This window comes from Bacillus sp. BB51/4, assembly GCF_008368845.1.
Lineage (GTDB): Bacteria > Bacillota > Bacilli > Bacillales > Bacillaceae_G > Bacillus_A > Bacillus_A wiedmannii.
Map to the genome: position 1 here is coordinate 208234 of NZ_QOSC01000017.1, position 15615 is coordinate 223848.

Consider the following 15615-nt stretch of genomic DNA (forward strand, 5'->3'; position numbering starts at 1 on the left):
ACCCTAGTCATGTGAGACTAGGGTGCAAGGAAGAAGCCACCCTTTCCGGTCTCACAGGACTGAATTAAAAGGTTGTTATTATGAAGCAATCTGCTTAGATTGTTTTATTTGTTTCGTTTCCGGTAGTAGTAGATTTAACAGTACACCTACAATTGCTGCTAGTGCCATTCCTTCTACTTGGAACGATTCTCCTACATGAAGTACCGCTCCACCAATACCGATTACTAGTATTACTGATGCAATCATTAAGTTTCGTTTGTCACTTAGGTCTGTTTTATCATCTACCATCATGCGTAATCCGCTTGATGCGATTACACCGAATAGTAAGATTGATACTCCACCCATAACCGGTGTTGGTATGGAGTGAATCAGCGCGGAAATCTTACCGATAAAACCAAACATGATTGCGAATACTGCTGATCCGATGAATAAGTATACGCTGTAAGCTCTCGTAATTGCTAGCACACCGATATTTTCACCATACGTTGTATTCGGTGGTCCACCTATTAGTGATGCAATCAATGTTGCTATTCCATCACCGAAGATTGAGCGATGTAAACCTGGTTTTTCAATTAAATCTCTTTTAATAACGTTTCCAAGTACAATTTGATGTCCGATATGTTCTGAAATTGTTACTAGTGCAACTGGTACCATCAAGAGTACAATCTTCCACGAAAACTCCGGAGTATATGTTACAAATGGTACTGTGAAATCTGGTACAACAAACCATTTTGCCTCAGCTACCGGCTTTAAGTTTACTAGCCCTTGGAAGTAAGCGAAGATATATCCGCCGATAATGCCCAGTAACACTGGTATGATACTGAAAAACCCTCTTCCGAATATAGAGCAGATAATTGTAATTGCTAATGTTACTAATGCTACTGAAAAGTGTGTAAAGCTATATTTGCCATCCGCACCGTTCATCGCCATGTTAACTGCTGTATGTGCTAAAGCTAGACCGATTACCATTACGACTGGACCAACTACGATTGGCGGAAGTAATTTCATAATCCACTCTGATCCTGACTTCTTAATTCCGAGTGAGATTAAGATGTACACAAGTCCTGCAAACAAACCACCGAGCATTGCTGCTCCAGGTCCACCTGCTGTTTTCGCTGTTATAATCGGTGCGATAAAGGCGAATGATGATCCTAGATAGGCAGGTACTTGACCTTTCGTTATAAGAAGAAACGCTAGCGTTCCTAATCCACTTGATATTAATGCTACTGACGGATTCAATCCTGTTAAAAACGGAACAAGCACTGTGGATCCAAACATCGCGAACAAATGTTGTATACTTAAAAATAACCATTTTCCCGGTTTCGGTACTTCATTAACGTCTAACACTGGCTTTTGTTCCATTGTTACATCCTCCTTCAGTTTAAATCTTTGCAATAAAAAAACTCTTTGTGCCTGTGCACAAAGAGTCCTACACTTTCGTATGCCAAATTTGACATATGAAAGCCAAGACCCTTTGGCAGCCTCACAGGACTACATTTAAAAGGGCTTTACTTATCGTATATGCTTACTCGATCTTGTTGATCTGTCTCTTGCAAATCAACTTCGATACGCTCTTCACTTGATGTTGGAATGTTCTTTCCTACATAATCAGCGCGAATTGGTAGTTCACGATGACCTCTATCAACAAGAACCGCCAGTTGGATTTGTGATGGTCTACCTAAATCCATAAGAGCATCCATTGCCGCTCGAACTGTTCTTCCTGTATATAATACATCATCCACAAGGATAACTTTTTTCTTCGTAATATCTACAGGGATATCAGAACCTTTTACAAGTGGTTCTTCATTTTTCGATTGTAGTGTTAGATCATCACGATATAACGTAATATCTAGCTCTCCAACTTCCATTTCTTTTCCTTCAATTTGACCAATTCGTTCTGCCAAACGTTGTGCAATAAAAATTCCACGAGTTTTAATTCCGACAAGAACACAATTATCGACACCTTTATTTCGTTCCACGATTTCATGACTAATTCGTGTTAAAGCGCGGCGAATCATTTGGTCATCTAAAACGACAGCTTTCTCTTGCATGCTCTACACCTCCAAGCTTTTTTCTTGCGTGAGAGTAATGGTATAAAAAAAGTCCTCTCAGCGTGTGCGAGAGGACTTTTGAAAAAAGGGTACAGCATACCCTATGTATTTCAAACCGTTACCTTCTCAACCTCACGGGGCTGTGTTAAAGGATCATTATTTAACTGTTGTCAGTATCTCAGTTTTCTTATGATTTGTCAATACTATTTCCGTAAAATATTTAATGCGTCTTCAAACACTTCTGGAATCGGTGCCTCAAACTGAATATATTCACCAGTACGAGGATGGTCAAACCCTAAAATACCTGCGTGAAGTGCTTGTCCATTCATGTCTAATGTTTTCTTCGGACCATACTTCGGATCTCCTGCAAGTGGATAGCCAATGTATTTCATATGAACACGAATTTGGTGCGTACGTCCCGTTTCTAAGCGACATTCTACAAGTGTAAAATCTTTAAAGCGTTCTAACACCTGGAAGTGTGTAACAGCATTCTTACCATTTTCATCAACTGTCATGCTTTGACGTTCTTTCTTATCGCGACCAATTGGCGCATCGATCGTTCCTTTATCATGCGGAATCACACCGTGTACAATCGCTTTGTAACGTCTTGTTACTGTTTTTGCTACAAGTTGATTTACAAGTGACTCATGCGCCACATCATTTTTAGCAACCATTAATAGTCCAGATGTATCTTTATCAATACGATGCACGATACCAGGACGCATTACACCGTTAATACCTGACAGGTCTGTACAATGGTGCATAAGTCCGTTTACAAGCGTACCGCTTGTATGCCCTGGAGCTGGATGTACAACCATACCACGTGGCTTATTTACAACGAGTACATCTGCATCTTCATAATAAATTTCTAAGCCCATATCTTCTGCTTGGATATCTAACTCTTCTGGATCAGGAATCGTTACTGTAATTTCATCGTTTTCTTTAACTTTATAATTCACTTTTACCGATTTTCCATTAACTGTAACGACATCATCTTTAATCCATTGTTGTACTTGTGAACGTGACCATTCACTGTTTATTTCTGCAACGAATTTATCAATTCGCTCACTTTTTTGTTCTTCTGCAACTGTTACTTGTACTACTTCACTCATTCAATTACTCCTTCGTTTTCTTGCCTTCTAATAATGTTTGAACAATAATTAATACAACACCAATACATAATGCTGAATCAGCTATATTGAATACTGGATAGTTGTACGAGAAAATATACACGTGAATGAAATCCACTACTTCTTGTCTAAATACACGATCAATGAAATTACCAATTGCTCCGCCTAGTATTAGACCTAATGAAATCCCTAGAAGTTTGTCTGTTTTCGCATATTTTTGCATATAAATTACGATAAATACTACAAAAACGACTGTAATAATGTAGAAAAACCACATTTTATTTTCTAAAATCCCCCAGGCAGCTCCTCTATTTCGATGTGATGTTATGTATAATACATTATCGATAATCGGAATGCTCGTACCCAATTCCATGTTCTTTACAATTAGCCATTTCGATATTTGATCGATGGCAATGACAAATAACGCTATTACATAATATATCATTTTCATTTCCCCCACAAAGACAGTGTACCTCAAAATTTTAGCATAGCTGCAACCTTTTCACAATGAACCTTTATAGAAGAATAAAATAAATTAAAAAAAGGTAATATAATATCGTTGTGCGCATTCATACATTTACTTTTTCATAGAAAAATTCATGAATGGTACGGGCAGTCGGCATCGTCTTCATTTGTTTTACCGAAATTGCTCTCCCCGTTTCTTCACAAATACCATACATATCTATTTCCATTTTAAATAATGCACGTTCTACATCTTTTAAGTCCTCTTTTATATCATGTAATAGGAGTTTTTTCTTTATCTCTTCCTTAATTTCATATCCAAGCTCTTCGCTAAACTCTGTATCATATTTGTGCATGACCTCTTTAGCTAGCCTCTCTTGTAACTCTTTTCGCATCAATTGCAATTCTTCTTTGATTTCCATATACATTTCATTCACGTGTACATTCCTCCTAGCTGCAATGTACGATTAGTGTGTCCGAAATTTCTATGCTTACCTCACACACATTTTTCCTTCATAGGAAAGAGAGTGAAAGTTATTTTAATATATCATCAACAAAAAAACTGACTGTACTTACGCACAGTCAGTTTTTTTATTATTTTACATAGTTTTCTTTAACAACTGTTGCACAACGCTCACATAATGTTTCATGTTCAGCGTCTTTACCAATTGTTTCTGAAACTACCCAACAACGTTCACATGTTTCACCAGTTGCTTGAGCAACAACAACCGCTGTATGCTCATACTTCGGCGCATCTGCTGGCGCTTCTTCCATCATACCACCAAGTTTATACTCAGAAACGATGAATAATTGCTTTAAGTCTTCGCTAATAGACTCTAACATAGTTTTCATTTCTACAGTCGGATATAGCGTAATACTTGCATTTAATGACTTACCGATTACTTTCTCATTACGAGCTACTTCTAACGCTTTTAATACGTCATCACGCAGCGTCATAAATGCATCCCATTTTGTTTTTAATGCTTCCGCACCATCTAATTGTACAGCTTCTGGCATATTAGTTAATTGTACACTTTCTTCTGTTACACCCGGAATGTAGGGCCATACTTCATCAGCTGTATGCGGTAAGATTGGTGTTACAAGTTTCGTCAATGCAACAAGAACATCATATAATACAGTTTGAATTGCACGACGATCTTCATGGTTTGCACCTTCAATGTATAAAATGTCTTTCGCAAAGTCTAAGTAGAATGAACTTAAATCAATTGTACAGAAGTTATGAATTGCATGATACACAGCAGCGAAGTCGTATGTTTCATATGCTTCTTTTACTTTTGTAATTAAGTCATTTAATTTCACTAACATGTAACGATCTACTTCACGAAGTTCAGCTACAGCTACTGTATTTTCACTTGGCTTAAAGTCATCTAAGTTTCCTAATAAGAAACGGAATGTGTTACGGATTTTACGATACACTTCTGCTACTTGTTTTAAAATATCATCTGAAATACGTACATCAGATTGATAGTCAACAGAAGATACCCATAAGCGTAAAATATCTCCACCTAATTGATCCATAATTTTCTTCGGTACGACGATGTTTCCAATCGACTTACTCATTTTACGTCCTTCACCATCTAATACGAAACCATGGCTTAGTACGCCTTTATATGGAGCTTTACCTGTTACAGCAACTGCTGTTGATAATGAAGAGTTAAACCAACCACGATACTGGTCAGATCCTTCTAAATATAAATCAGCTGGACGTTGTAAGTCTTCGCGCTCTTCTAATACTGCTTGGTGAGAAGAACCTGAATCGAACCATACATCCATGATATCTGTTTCTTTACGGAATTCACCATTTGGGCTACCTGTATGTGTAAATCCTTCTGGTAATAGATCTTTCGCTTCACGCTCAAACCATACGTTAGAACCGTGCTCACGGAATAAATCTGCTACATGGTTAATTGTTTCATCTGTAATAATTGGATCACCATTCTCTGCATAGAATACAGGGATTGGCACACCCCATGCACGCTGACGAGAAATACACCAGTCACCACGGTCACGAACCATATTATGAAGACGAGTTTCTCCCCATGCTGGTACCCATTTTGTTTCCGCAACAGCTTCTAATAATTCTTTACGGAACGCTTCAATAGATGCAAACCACTGTGCTGTTGCACGGAAAATAATTGGTTTTTTCGTTCTCCAATCATGCGGGTATGAATGCGTAATGAACGTTAGTTTCAGTAACGCGCCTACTTCTTCTAATTTTTCTGTAATTGGCTTGTTAGCTTTATCATAGAATAAGCCTTCAAATCCAGGTGCTTCATTTGTTAATACACCTTTATCATCAACTGGGCAAAGTACTTCTAATCCATACTTTTTACCAACAACGAAGTCATCTTCCCCGTGTCCTGGTGCTGTATGAACACAACCTGTACCTGCATCTGTTGTTACGTGATCTCCTAGCATAACTAATGAATCACGATCGTAGAATGGATGTTTTGCAACTGTATACTCAAGTTCGCTACCTTTTACCGTTTTCACAACTTCAGCATTTTCCCACTCTAACGTTTTTGCAACTGTCTCAAATAGTTCAGAAGCAATAATATATTTTTCATCATTTACTTTTACAATAGCGTATTCAAGTTCTGGGTGAACAGAAATACCTAAGTTTGCAGGTAACGTCCAAGGTGTTGTTGTCCAGATAATAAATTTCTCATCACCTTCTAATACGTTCTTTCCGTCTTTTACAGGGAATGCTACGTAAATAGATGCTGATTTTTTATCTTGGTATTCAATTTCAGCTTCTGCTAAAGCTGATTCACTCGTTGGAGACCAGTAAACTGGTTTTTGTCCTTTATAAATATAACCTTTTTTCGCCATATCACCGAACACTTTAATTTGTTGCGCTTCATAAGCCGGCTCTAAAGTAATATATGGGTTATCCCAATCTGCACGTACACCTAAACGCTTAAATTGTTCACGTTGACGTTCTACTTGTTCATATGCATACTCTGCACATAACTTACGGAACTCAGCAACTGTCATTTCTTTACGCTTTACACCTTTATTTGTTAAAGCTTGCTCAATTGGTAAACCGTGTGTATCCCAACCCGGTACATATGGTGCGCAGTAACCTGTCATTGATTTATAACGAACAATAAAGTCTTTTAGCACTTTATTTAATGCATGTCCCATATGAATGTCACCATTCGCATATGGAGGTCCATCATGCAGTACAAATAAAGGACGACCTTTCGTATGTTCTTGTACCTTTTCATAAATATTCATTTCAGCCCACTGTTCTTGCATTGCAGGCTCACGTTTTGGTAAATTCCCACGCATTGGGAACTCTGTTTTTGGCATTAGTAATGTATTTTTGTACTCCATGCTCAATTCCTCCTTACATGTATAAAAGAAACACTTAAAAAACGGAATAGAAAAGAGACCTTCTCATCCCAAAAAGGGACGAGAAAGTCTCCCGCGGTACCACCCTAGTAGATCCTATACGTATGTATACAATCCTCTTTATATTCTTAACGCGAATATACGCCTACGCTTACTCTATTTGTTCAGCGCGGAACTCCAGGGTGATATTCCCATTATCTCCTTATCCTGAGCTTACACCATCCTCAGTTCGCTATATAAGGTATGAAAAAGGTACTTATCCCTATCTTCGTTTTTCTTAATAAATATGTTGTTTAAAATTATATGTAATAATGAGAAAAACGTCAAGCTTACACTGTTTCTTCTTTTTTCAACAGTTCATCTACTTCGTCTTCTAACTCAATTAGTTTATCCCAATCATCGTTGTTTAACATTTCAAGCTGTGTTTCTAATAACATACGGAAACGAGTGCGGAATACTTTCGCTTGTTTCTTTAGCTCTTCAATATCAAAGGCAACTTTTCTTGATTTTACTAACGCTTCGTTAATAATACGGTCTGCATTCTTTTCAGCTTCACGTACGATTAATTTTGCTTCTTTTTGCGCATTACGTTTTACTTCTTCCGCTGCTTCTTGTGCAACGATGATAGATTTGTTTAACGTATCTTCAATATTAGAGAAATGATCTAACTTCCCTTCTAATTGCGCAACTTTTTCTTCTAAAGCTTTTTTCTCACGAATGACTAATTCATAATCTTTGATAATTTGATCAAGAAACTCATTTACTTGATCTTCATCATAGCCACGGAATCCGCGACCAAATTCTTTGTTATGAATATCTAATGGTGTTAACGGCACAACGCCACCTCCAAGTAGTTATCTAAATTTCCTATTTCAATTATATCTTTTCTTCGACAAAATAGGAGGATTTCCTTCTAAAAAACCAATCATTTTAGTATACCATACAAAATTCTCCATTTGTCGCGCTTTGTTCTACCTTCTACAGAAAACAATTTACTTCGTCCATATCCTCTCACTGAAAAAACATCTCCTGGATAACATTCATAAGAAGTTTGCTCCACTGTTTTCCAATTAACTTTTACTAAACCATTTTTTATGAAAGGTTGTACTTTTTGTCTGGATATATGTAACATTTCAGCTAACATAACATCTAAACGAAGTGAAGAAACCGTTCCAGATTTCTCTCCCCACGTTTCTTGCATCTGTAGAATTTTTTCTCCTTGCACTGGTGATAAGGAGACTTTCACTTTCCCTATAGATTGTAAGTTCATCTCAATATAAGATACAACTTCTTTCGCGACTACAATTTGGGCACGATCTTCTTGAAGCAAAATATCACCACATTTTTCTCTCGTTAAACCAAGAGACATAAATGTACCTAATATTTGCCTATGTTCTAGCGTATAAAACTTGGAAGGATAGTCAATTTCCAATACTTCTACTTGAAATTCCTCTTCATTCACTACTAGATAGTTCGGATAAATGAGTGCTCTCTTACGCTCTGCATGAGGCGTTGCACCATCAAACTGTACAGCAACATCCCCTTGTCCTATTACCATAGTGACAATTTGTTGTTGTCTTGGATCAAGGAAGTCTGTTAACTTCACTTGATGGTACTCCGCTGCTCGCTTCCACTCTAACACCTTATCCACAAAGACCTCTTCATCGGGTCTGAAATGTTCATAGATGCTCATGTATTTAACCTCTTACTATAAGAAATAGTTGAATATACTTATTAAACCATTCGTAGCAAGCTTTAACGTGAAAATCGCAACGAGTGGAGAGATATCAATCATACCAAGCGGCGGAATAAATCTGCGAAATGGTTCTAAATACGGTTCACAAATACGCGCAAGAATTTCTCCAAAAGTTGATTCTTTTGCACCAGGGAACCATGATAGAAGAATGTAAATAATAAGTGCCCACGAGTAGATCTCGATAGCAGTAATTAAAACGTTTAAAACTGTTACCATGGCGTATTACCACCTCTTTATATTTGTGTCTTCTTCTTCACCGAATAACTCTGAAATTGCACCAACAATATCTACATTTTCAGGGGTACACATAAATGTTTTCGGTCCTATTTTTTGAATGTCCCCGCCTATAGCGTATACAGTACCACTTAAAAAGTCAACGATACGTACAGCTTGATCAGTAGACATTCGTTGTAAATTAATCACAACAGCTCGTCTACCTTTTAAATGGTCCGAAATCCCTTGTGCTTCCGAATATGTGCGTGGTTCTAATAAAACAACTTTTGAAGATTGCTTTGCCGTTTCAATGCTCACAACATTTTGTTTCGGTTGCGCTTTTGGAAACGCAACATCTTGTTGTTCTGGCGGATCTTGCTGCTTCTTCATGTCTGTTTGCTCCTTTTCATAACTATATTGAGCTGCTTCTTTTTCTTCCGGTGTATCAAAAAAGAAGTATTTTACTTTTGACCAACTCATAATAAGATTCTCCTTCCTTTTACGCTTTTCCTACTAAAATCGTCCCCAAACGAATATATGTAGCACCTTCTTCAATTGCAATCGTGTAATCATTAGACATTCCCATTGATAATTCTTTACATGGCGCATGTAATAATTCTAGCTCCTGCACCTCTGTTTGTAGCATACACAACTCCTTAAAACAGCGTCTGATTTCTTCCTCTTCTTCTGTAAACGGAGCCATTGTCATTAGTCCCACCACTTCAATCTTATCCAATTCTTGCAAACTTTGAATAAAAGAAACGGTTTCTTCTATTGCCAATCCTTGCTTTGATTCTTCAGATGATGTTTTCACTTGAATAAAACATTTCACTTTCTTATCAGCACGTTTTTGAATTTCTTTTGCAAGTGAAAGACGATCTAACGAATGTAAATAATCAATTTCATTAATGATTTCTTTTACTTTTCTCGTTTGTAATGATCCAATAAAATGCCAATTCACTTTTGAACCGAAATGTTCGTACTTCTGTAAGAAACTTTCATTTCTATTTTCACCTAAATCGATAATTCCAGCTTCAATTACTTCGTTTGTTTTTTCAATTCCTACCGTTTTTGTAACCGCAACGAGTTTAATATCTTGCAACGAACGTCCCGCTCGTACGCAAGATTGTTTAATTGCTTCATTTACAGTTGTTAAATTTTTTTGTACTGTCACTTGCTTTCTTCCTCCTTAAAACCTATGAAACTCAACATTCTTCCTGTCTTACCTTGATCACGACGATGAGAGAAAAATAGTTGTTCTTCACAGCTTGTACAAAGAGATGACATTACAATATTCTCTTCTTTTATGCCTGATTGTACACATAATATACGATTAATTTCTTTTAAATTAATTGCGTACTGCCCATCAGAAATTTTTTTATAAGGGACAGAGCCGTTTACTACTTGCTCTGCTGCTGTTAACACTCGATCATCAACAACGTAACAACAAGATCCAATTGCTGGTCCAATTGCAACATGAATTTCATCACTTGAAATCCCTTCTGCATTCCATTTTTGAATCATTTCCTTTGCAATCTCTTTTACAGTCCCTTTCCATCCAGCATGCGCAAGTCCTATCATACCATGTGATGGTGCATAAAAATAGAGTGGAACACAATCCGCGTAACATGATGTTAGAAGAACATCATTATTAGTCGTATAAATGCCATCTGTTTTTGAAATGCCGTCTTCATATGAATAGACGCCACTTCCTCTTTCCTGTTGTCCTACTTTTTCAACATGATGATCATGAACTTGTTCAGAGCAAATCCAGTTTTCTAATGGTTTTTGTAACTTATTTGCTAAAATGCGTCTGTTTTCATGAACGTTCTCCACGATATCATTCACATGTAATCCTAAATTCATCGCATGATAGGAGCCCGTACTTACCCCACCATCTTTTGTCGTAAATCCAGCAGTAATGTTTCCAAGTTCTTTCCACGCTTGTAAATACAGTATACCGTCCACATATTTAAATGGTTGTCTCATAAAGTGACTCCTTTTAATTAAAATAACATAAAAAAGCATGGTACTTCCTGTCTATTTTACCATACTTTTATTTTTTCATAATGCCAACAGAAAAAAAAGAGGAATTTGTAATATTCTTTATGAAATTGTCGGTGTTTGTATTGATTCTGTTACAGAATTAACAGGATTTACTCTAACAAGTATGACATCTTCCCCAATTTTCATAATTTCCTCCCAAGGAATTACAATTTCTACATCCTTCCCAAAGATCCCTAACATACGTGCCTGTTTGGAAATAATAATAGACCCGATCTTCCCTGTGTTCATATCAATTTCAATATCTCCAATATTCCCAAGCCTTTTTCCATCTGAAACATTTATTATCTCTTTCATCTGCAACTCCGAAATTCTTATCATTTTCATCCTCTCCCTTATATATGACGAATTGAAAAAACACTGTTTCTCAAATTAACAGGAAGCACCCTCTACTAATCCCATATTATTTTCATTATATGAACACAACTTCCCTACTATGAGCGAAGACAAACTATATTACATATAAAAAGGTTTCACCATAAATGGTGAAACCTTATCCTTGAATCGTCTTATTCATTTGTTTAATAGCTGATTTCTCTAAACGTGACACTTGTGCTTGAGAAATCCCAATTTCTTCTGCAACTTCCATTTGTGTCTTTCCTTGAAAGAAACGTTTTCGAATAATCATTTTCTCACGATCATTTAAACGCTTCATCCCTTCTTTCAGCGCTAACTCTTCAACCCACTGCTCGTCCTTTTGTTTTTCATCACTTAACTGATCCATAACAAAGATAGGATCTCCCCCATCGTTATAAATCGGTTCAAATAATGAAACTGGATCTTGAATCGCATCTAATGCAAAAACAATTTCTTCATGAGTCACTTCAAGCACTTTTGCAATATCCATTGCTGTTGGTTCTTTTGAATTTTCTGCAATCAATTTCTCTCTTACTTGTAACGCTTTATACGCAATATCTCGTAATGATCGAGATACGCGAATCGGATTATTATCACGCAAATATCTGCGTATTTCCCCAATAATCATCGGCACAGCATACGTTGAAAATTTTACATTTTGGCCTAAATCAAAGTTATCAATGGATTTCATAAGTCCGATGCAACCAACTTGAAATAAATCGTCAACATATTCTCCTCTGTTATTAAATCTTTGGATGACGCTCAGTACAAGACGTAAGTTTCCATTCACTAATTTCTCTCTTGCGCTTATCTCTCCACTTTGCATTTCACGAAATAATTTACGCATTTCATCATTTTTTAGTACGGGAAGTTTAGCTGTATCAACACCGCAAATTTCTACTTTGTTTCTCGTCAAAGTGTTCCCTCCTATCGGGAGTTGCTGTACAGTGTAAAGTATTTCCTTTGAAGGGGATTTTATGCATGCGGTTTTCTCTTCATTTTTCATTTTCTTTGTCTCTTCTCATACAACGAAAGAGAATAAGACCAGCCTAGATAACGGCTGGTCTTATTCTTTACACCATTTTATTAAATTCTTTTCGTAATCTTTTTATGATTCTTTTTTCTAAACGCGAAATGTATGACTGTGAAATCCCAAGCATATCCGCCACATCTTTTTGCGTCTTTTCCTCTTCTCCAGCAAGCCCAAACCGAAGTTCCATAATTTGTTTTTCACGATCATTTAATTGATGCAATGCTTTCATTAGAAGATGACGATCTACAGTAGCTTCTAAATCTTTTGTAATAATATCATCATCTGTACCTAATACATCTGATAACAAAAGTTCATTCCCATCCCAATCAATGTTAAGCGGTTCGTCAAAAGAAACTTCTGAACGATTTTTATTATTCCGACGCAAATGCATTAAAATTTCATTTTCTATACAACGTGAGGCATATGTCGCTAATTTTATTTTCTTTTCCGGATTAAATGTATTCACTGCTTTAATAAGGCCGATTGTTCCTATACTAATCAAATCTTCAATATTTATCCCTGTATTTTCAAACTTTCTTGCTATATATACAACTAAGCGTAAGTTGCGTTCAATCAGTAACGATCTTGCTGCCTGATCTCCTTTTGGCAATTTATTCAAAAGAACTTCCTCTTCTTCTTTCGTTAACGGTGGTGGCAACGCTTCACTTCCACCGATATAATAAATTTCATCGGTCTTAATTCCTAATTTCAACAATACTTTATACCAAAGGTATACTAAATAAAATTTTAATTTCATCATATTATCCCGCCTCCCATTATTAAGCAATTACCATTTTTTGCGAAATTAACATTTTCGGATGCACAATACATTGATACTCTCCATTGGTTGACAACTGTTGTGTATTCAACCCAATCAATACTTTGCTGACTACAATAGAACTACCTTCATGATAAATTTGCACACTGTCTGGCTTAATTGCCCATAAAAATTGATTCTCTACTCCTACTGCTCTGAAAGGAATTAAGCGTAATTTTGTCGCCCAGCCAGAATCATTTTCTGGTATTTGAGGAATCTCTGTTTTGGAATAAATTTGTTCTGTTAACCAAGCTGGCAAGCAATGCTCTAATGATGAAATATGCATAATCATAACGGGTGTTTTTGTTAACGGGTCGTAAAGTTGGTTCCCACTATCAATTAAACCTGCGAGTTCTAGTTCCTCTTCAGCTAATTGAATTTTCAATTTCACAATTTGGTCATAGTGTATTTTTGTAACCTCTACGCTTTCAATACGCTTTTTAGAAAAATAATAAATTACTGGAAAACCAAAAACAACAAACAACCAGCTAATTGGATCACCGTAAGAAATTGATTGAGATTGAACCAATCCATTTACCATTTCATTCGTTTGCAAAAAGAAATGAGTCCCAATTAACCCTCCGCCAACCATAAAGGTTACAAAGTAAAAAGTAAAAACAGTTTGTGCATAGTTTCTAAACGTTGTAAACCCAAATGCTGTATACACAATAAGTAACGAGTACAGTAGTTTCATAATTGGATGTGTCATCATAGAAGCAAAAGGAGTAAAGGCAAAAATAACAATGGTTGAACCTATAAATGCCCCTAACACAAGCCTCCATCTTTTGATCTTCTTTTTTAACACGGTTGCTGTTAATAAAAGTAAAAGAAAATCAATGCAGGCGTTTAACAACCAAACAACGTCGGCGTAAACAACCAAACAATTCACCTCTTTTTTTAAGTTGAGACTAGTATAATGCATATCCAATAGGAAAGTGTGTCAATTTGCGGAGGTGTTTTTTTGTTATTTTGTGCTTTCTAGACAAAATCTGTCGGTAAAAAATAAAAGTATATGTTTCATAGAATACTATATCTTTTTACTTATATATTAAGTGAAACTTTAATCACCCCGCACGAATCAGGCTGCCCAGCAAATAGCGGGATAAATCGAAATATATAAAATAAAAAAAGACCTGCTTAGCAGATCTTTTCCCTGTATAAAACAAAAAAGGAGCATAAAAACTCCTTTTCTTTTATCGTCTACGACGGTTACGTAAGAATGCTGGAATATCGATGTCATCTGAATCTGTATGACGCTCATGCACAACCGGCTCTTCACGTTTCATTTCACGCTTAACTTCACGTTGTTTTGAAGGTTGAGCTACTTGCTGTTGCTGTTGTTGCGTGTGATTCGCAGTCGGACGGATAATTGGTTTTGGTGGCTGCGTCGAAGCACTATCATCAAAACCAGTTGCAATTACAGTTACAACGATATCATCTTTTAATCCTTCATTAATAACAGAACCGAAGATCATATTTACTTCTGGATCTGAAGCTGAAGCTACAATGTCTGCCGCTTCTTGTACTTCATATAAGCTTAAGTTAGCTCCACCCGTAATGTTCATGATAACACCTTGAGCTCCATCAATAGATGTTTCTAATAATGGACTAGAAATCGCTTTTTTCGCAGCTTCAGCAGCACGATTTTCTCCATTACCAGAACCAATACCCATTAAAGCAGAACCTCTATTAGACATAATTGTCTTTACGTCTGCGAAGTCTAAGTTAATTAAACCTGGTGTTGCAATTAAATCAGAAATACCTTGAACACCTTGACGTAATACGTTATCTGCTTCACGGAATGCTTCTAACATCGGCGTATTTTTATCAACAATCTCTAATAAGCGATCGTTTGGAATTACAATAAGCGTATCTACATTTTCTTTAAATGCCGCAATACCAGATGCTGCTTGCGTTGCACGTTTACGTCCTTCAAATGTAAATGGACGTGTCACAACACCAACTGTTAATGCACCTAATTCTTTTGCAACTTGAGCAACAACTGGAGCTGCACCAGTTCCAGTTCCGCCGCCCATACCAGCAGTTACGAAGACCATATCCGCACCACGAAGTGCTTCTTGGATCTGTTCTTTACTTTCTTCTGCAGCTTTTTTCCCTACTTCAGGGTTTGCACCTGCACCAAGTCCACGTGTTAATTTTCCACCAATTTGCATTTTTGTTTCAGCTTTTGATAGATTTAATGCTTGTGCATCAGTATTCACAGCGATAAAGTCTACACCTTGTACACCGTGTTCAATCATACGGTTTACAGCATTGTTTCCGCCACCGCCGACACCGATAACTTTTATATTCGCTAATTGATCTTGAGTAGTATCAAACTCTAACATGTCGAA

The 15615-nt window shown here is 36.7% G+C and carries 17 protein-coding genes and 1 other annotated feature; all 17 genes read right to left on the reverse strand.

The genetic code is table 11. The features are described from left to right. Positions 1 to 78: 78 nt before the first annotated feature. Positions 79 to 1362: a uracil permease gene (gene uraA, locus DN392_RS23930; protein WP_000435919.1), complete on the reverse strand. Its 1284-nt coding sequence runs from the start codon at positions 1360 to 1362 to the stop codon at positions 79 to 81. Between the two features lie 146 nt (positions 1363 to 1508). Further along, positions 1509 to 2051: a bifunctional pyrimidine operon transcriptional regulator/uracil phosphoribosyltransferase gene (pyrR, locus tag DN392_RS23935; protein WP_001156490.1), complete on the reverse strand. Its 543-nt coding sequence runs from the start codon at positions 2049 to 2051 to the stop codon at positions 1509 to 1511. A 203-nt stretch (positions 2052 to 2254) separates the two neighbouring features. Further along, positions 2255 to 3163, reverse strand: coding sequence for an RluA family pseudouridine synthase (locus tag DN392_RS23940; protein WP_000005846.1), 909 nt, complete (start codon positions 3161 to 3163; stop codon positions 2255 to 2257). Positions 3164 to 3167: 4 nt separating this feature from the next. Then, positions 3168 to 3626 (reverse strand): lipoprotein signal peptidase LspA, encoded by a 459-nt coding sequence (lspA, locus tag DN392_RS23945; protein ID WP_088321345.1) that lies wholly within the window; start codon positions 3624 to 3626, stop codon positions 3168 to 3170. Between the two features lie 124 nt (positions 3627 to 3750). Continuing rightward, entirely contained in the window at positions 3751 to 4080 is a 330-nt protein-coding gene (locus DN392_RS23950) for a TraR/DksA C4-type zinc finger protein (protein WP_001004658.1), read from the reverse strand. A 157-nt stretch (positions 4081 to 4237) separates the two neighbouring features. Further along, positions 4238 to 7003, reverse strand: a complete 2766-nt coding sequence (gene ileS2, locus DN392_RS23955) for an isoleucine--tRNA ligase (protein ID WP_000455964.1) — start codon at positions 7001 to 7003, stop codon at positions 4238 to 4240. A 71-nt stretch (positions 7004 to 7074) separates the two neighbouring features. Beyond that, positions 7075 to 7299: a binding site (T-box leader), on the reverse strand. A gap of 51 nt (positions 7300 to 7350) precedes the next feature. Continuing rightward, on the reverse strand, positions 7351 to 7857 hold the full coding sequence (gene divIVA / locus DN392_RS23960) for a septum site-determining protein DivIVA (RefSeq protein ID WP_001131609.1): 507 nt from the start codon (positions 7855 to 7857) through the stop codon (positions 7351 to 7353). Between the two features lie 89 nt (positions 7858 to 7946). After that, positions 7947 to 8714, reverse strand: coding sequence for a YlmH family RNA-binding protein (locus tag DN392_RS23965; RefSeq protein WP_064459843.1), 768 nt, complete (start codon positions 8712 to 8714; stop codon positions 7947 to 7949). Positions 8715 to 8729: 15 nt separating this feature from the next. Further along, a complete protein-coding gene (locus tag DN392_RS23970; RefSeq protein WP_000259082.1) occupies positions 8730 to 8993 on the reverse strand; it encodes a YggT family protein in 264 nt (87 codons plus the stop codon). 6 nt (positions 8994 to 8999) lie between these two features. Further along, entirely contained in the window at positions 9000 to 9470 is a 471-nt protein-coding gene (locus DN392_RS23975) for a cell division protein SepF (protein WP_000119131.1), read from the reverse strand. 19 nt (positions 9471 to 9489) lie between these two features. Next, positions 9490 to 10164, reverse strand: coding sequence for a YggS family pyridoxal phosphate-dependent enzyme (locus tag DN392_RS23980; RefSeq protein ID WP_000218035.1), 675 nt, complete (start codon positions 10162 to 10164; stop codon positions 9490 to 9492). After that, the gene (pgeF, locus tag DN392_RS23985; protein WP_064459842.1) at positions 10161 to 10979 is read right to left on the reverse strand and encodes a peptidoglycan editing factor PgeF; all 819 of its coding nucleotides are present in this window, start codon (positions 10977 to 10979) and stop codon (positions 10161 to 10163) included. Before pgeF ends, DN392_RS23980 begins: the two co-directional genes overlap by 4 nt. Before the next feature lie 117 nt (positions 10980 to 11096). Next, on the reverse strand, positions 11097 to 11375 hold the full coding sequence (locus DN392_RS23990; RefSeq protein ID WP_000619414.1) for a YlmC/YmxH family sporulation protein: 279 nt from the start codon (positions 11373 to 11375) through the stop codon (positions 11097 to 11099). Between the two features lie 172 nt (positions 11376 to 11547). Further along, positions 11548 to 12327 (reverse strand): RNA polymerase sporulation sigma factor SigG, encoded by a 780-nt coding sequence (sigG, locus tag DN392_RS23995; RefSeq protein WP_000197753.1) that lies wholly within the window; start codon positions 12325 to 12327, stop codon positions 11548 to 11550. A gap of 157 nt (positions 12328 to 12484) precedes the next feature. Further along, positions 12485 to 13204 carry an RNA polymerase sporulation sigma factor SigE gene (gene sigE, locus DN392_RS24000; protein ID WP_000976947.1) on the reverse strand — a complete coding sequence of 240 codons (720 nt, stop codon included), beginning with the start codon at positions 13202 to 13204 and terminating at the stop codon, positions 12485 to 12487. Between the two features lie 19 nt (positions 13205 to 13223). Beyond that, on the reverse strand, positions 13224 to 14141 hold the full coding sequence (spoIIGA, locus tag DN392_RS24005; RefSeq protein WP_000261976.1) for a sigma-E processing peptidase SpoIIGA: 918 nt from the start codon (positions 14139 to 14141) through the stop codon (positions 13224 to 13226). 313 nt (positions 14142 to 14454) lie between these two features. Next, entirely contained in the window at positions 14455 to 15609 is a 1155-nt protein-coding gene (gene ftsZ / locus DN392_RS24010) for a cell division protein FtsZ (protein WP_000888983.1), read from the reverse strand. Between the last annotated feature and the right edge of the window lie 6 nt (positions 15610 to 15615).

What these genes read in the sequence shown, in the direction of transcription:
- pyrR (WP_001156490.1), bottom strand. Translation starts at nt 2,051, where the DNA reads ATGCAAGAGAAAGCTGTCGTTTTAGATGACCAAATGATTCGCCGCGCT.
- pgeF (WP_064459842.1), bottom strand. Translation starts at nt 10,979, where the DNA reads ATGAGACAACCATTTAAATATGTGGACGGTATACTGTATTTACAAGCG.
- DN392_RS23970 (WP_000259082.1), bottom strand. Translation starts at nt 8,993, where the DNA reads ATGGTAACAGTTTTAAACGTTTTAATTACTGCTATCGAGATCTACTCG.
- uraA (WP_000435919.1), bottom strand. Translation starts at nt 1,362, where the DNA reads ATGGAACAAAAGCCAGTGTTAGACGTTAATGAAGTACCGAAACCGGGA.
- DN392_RS23990 (WP_000619414.1), bottom strand. Translation starts at nt 11,375, where the DNA reads ATGATAAGAATTTCGGAGTTGCAGATGAAAGAGATAATAAATGTTTCA.
- ileS2 (WP_000455964.1), bottom strand. Translation starts at nt 7,003, where the DNA reads ATGGAGTACAAAAATACATTACTAATGCCAAAAACAGAGTTCCCAATG.
- DN392_RS23975 (WP_000119131.1), bottom strand. Translation starts at nt 9,470, where the DNA reads ATGAGTTGGTCAAAAGTAAAATACTTCTTTTTTGATACACCGGAAGAA.
- lspA (WP_088321345.1), bottom strand. Translation starts at nt 3,626, where the DNA reads ATGATATATTATGTAATAGCGTTATTTGTCATTGCCATCGATCAAATA.
- sigE (WP_000976947.1), bottom strand. Translation starts at nt 13,204, where the DNA reads ATGATGAAATTAAAATTTTATTTAGTATACCTTTGGTATAAAGTATTG.
- DN392_RS23965 (WP_064459843.1), bottom strand. Translation starts at nt 8,714, where the DNA reads ATGAGCATCTATGAACATTTCAGACCCGATGAAGAGGTCTTTGTGGAT.
- DN392_RS23940 (WP_000005846.1), bottom strand. Translation starts at nt 3,163, where the DNA reads ATGAGTGAAGTAGTACAAGTAACAGTTGCAGAAGAACAAAAAAGTGAG.
- ftsZ (WP_000888983.1), bottom strand. Translation starts at nt 15,609, where the DNA reads ATGTTAGAGTTTGATACTACTCAAGATCAATTAGCGAATATAAAAGTT.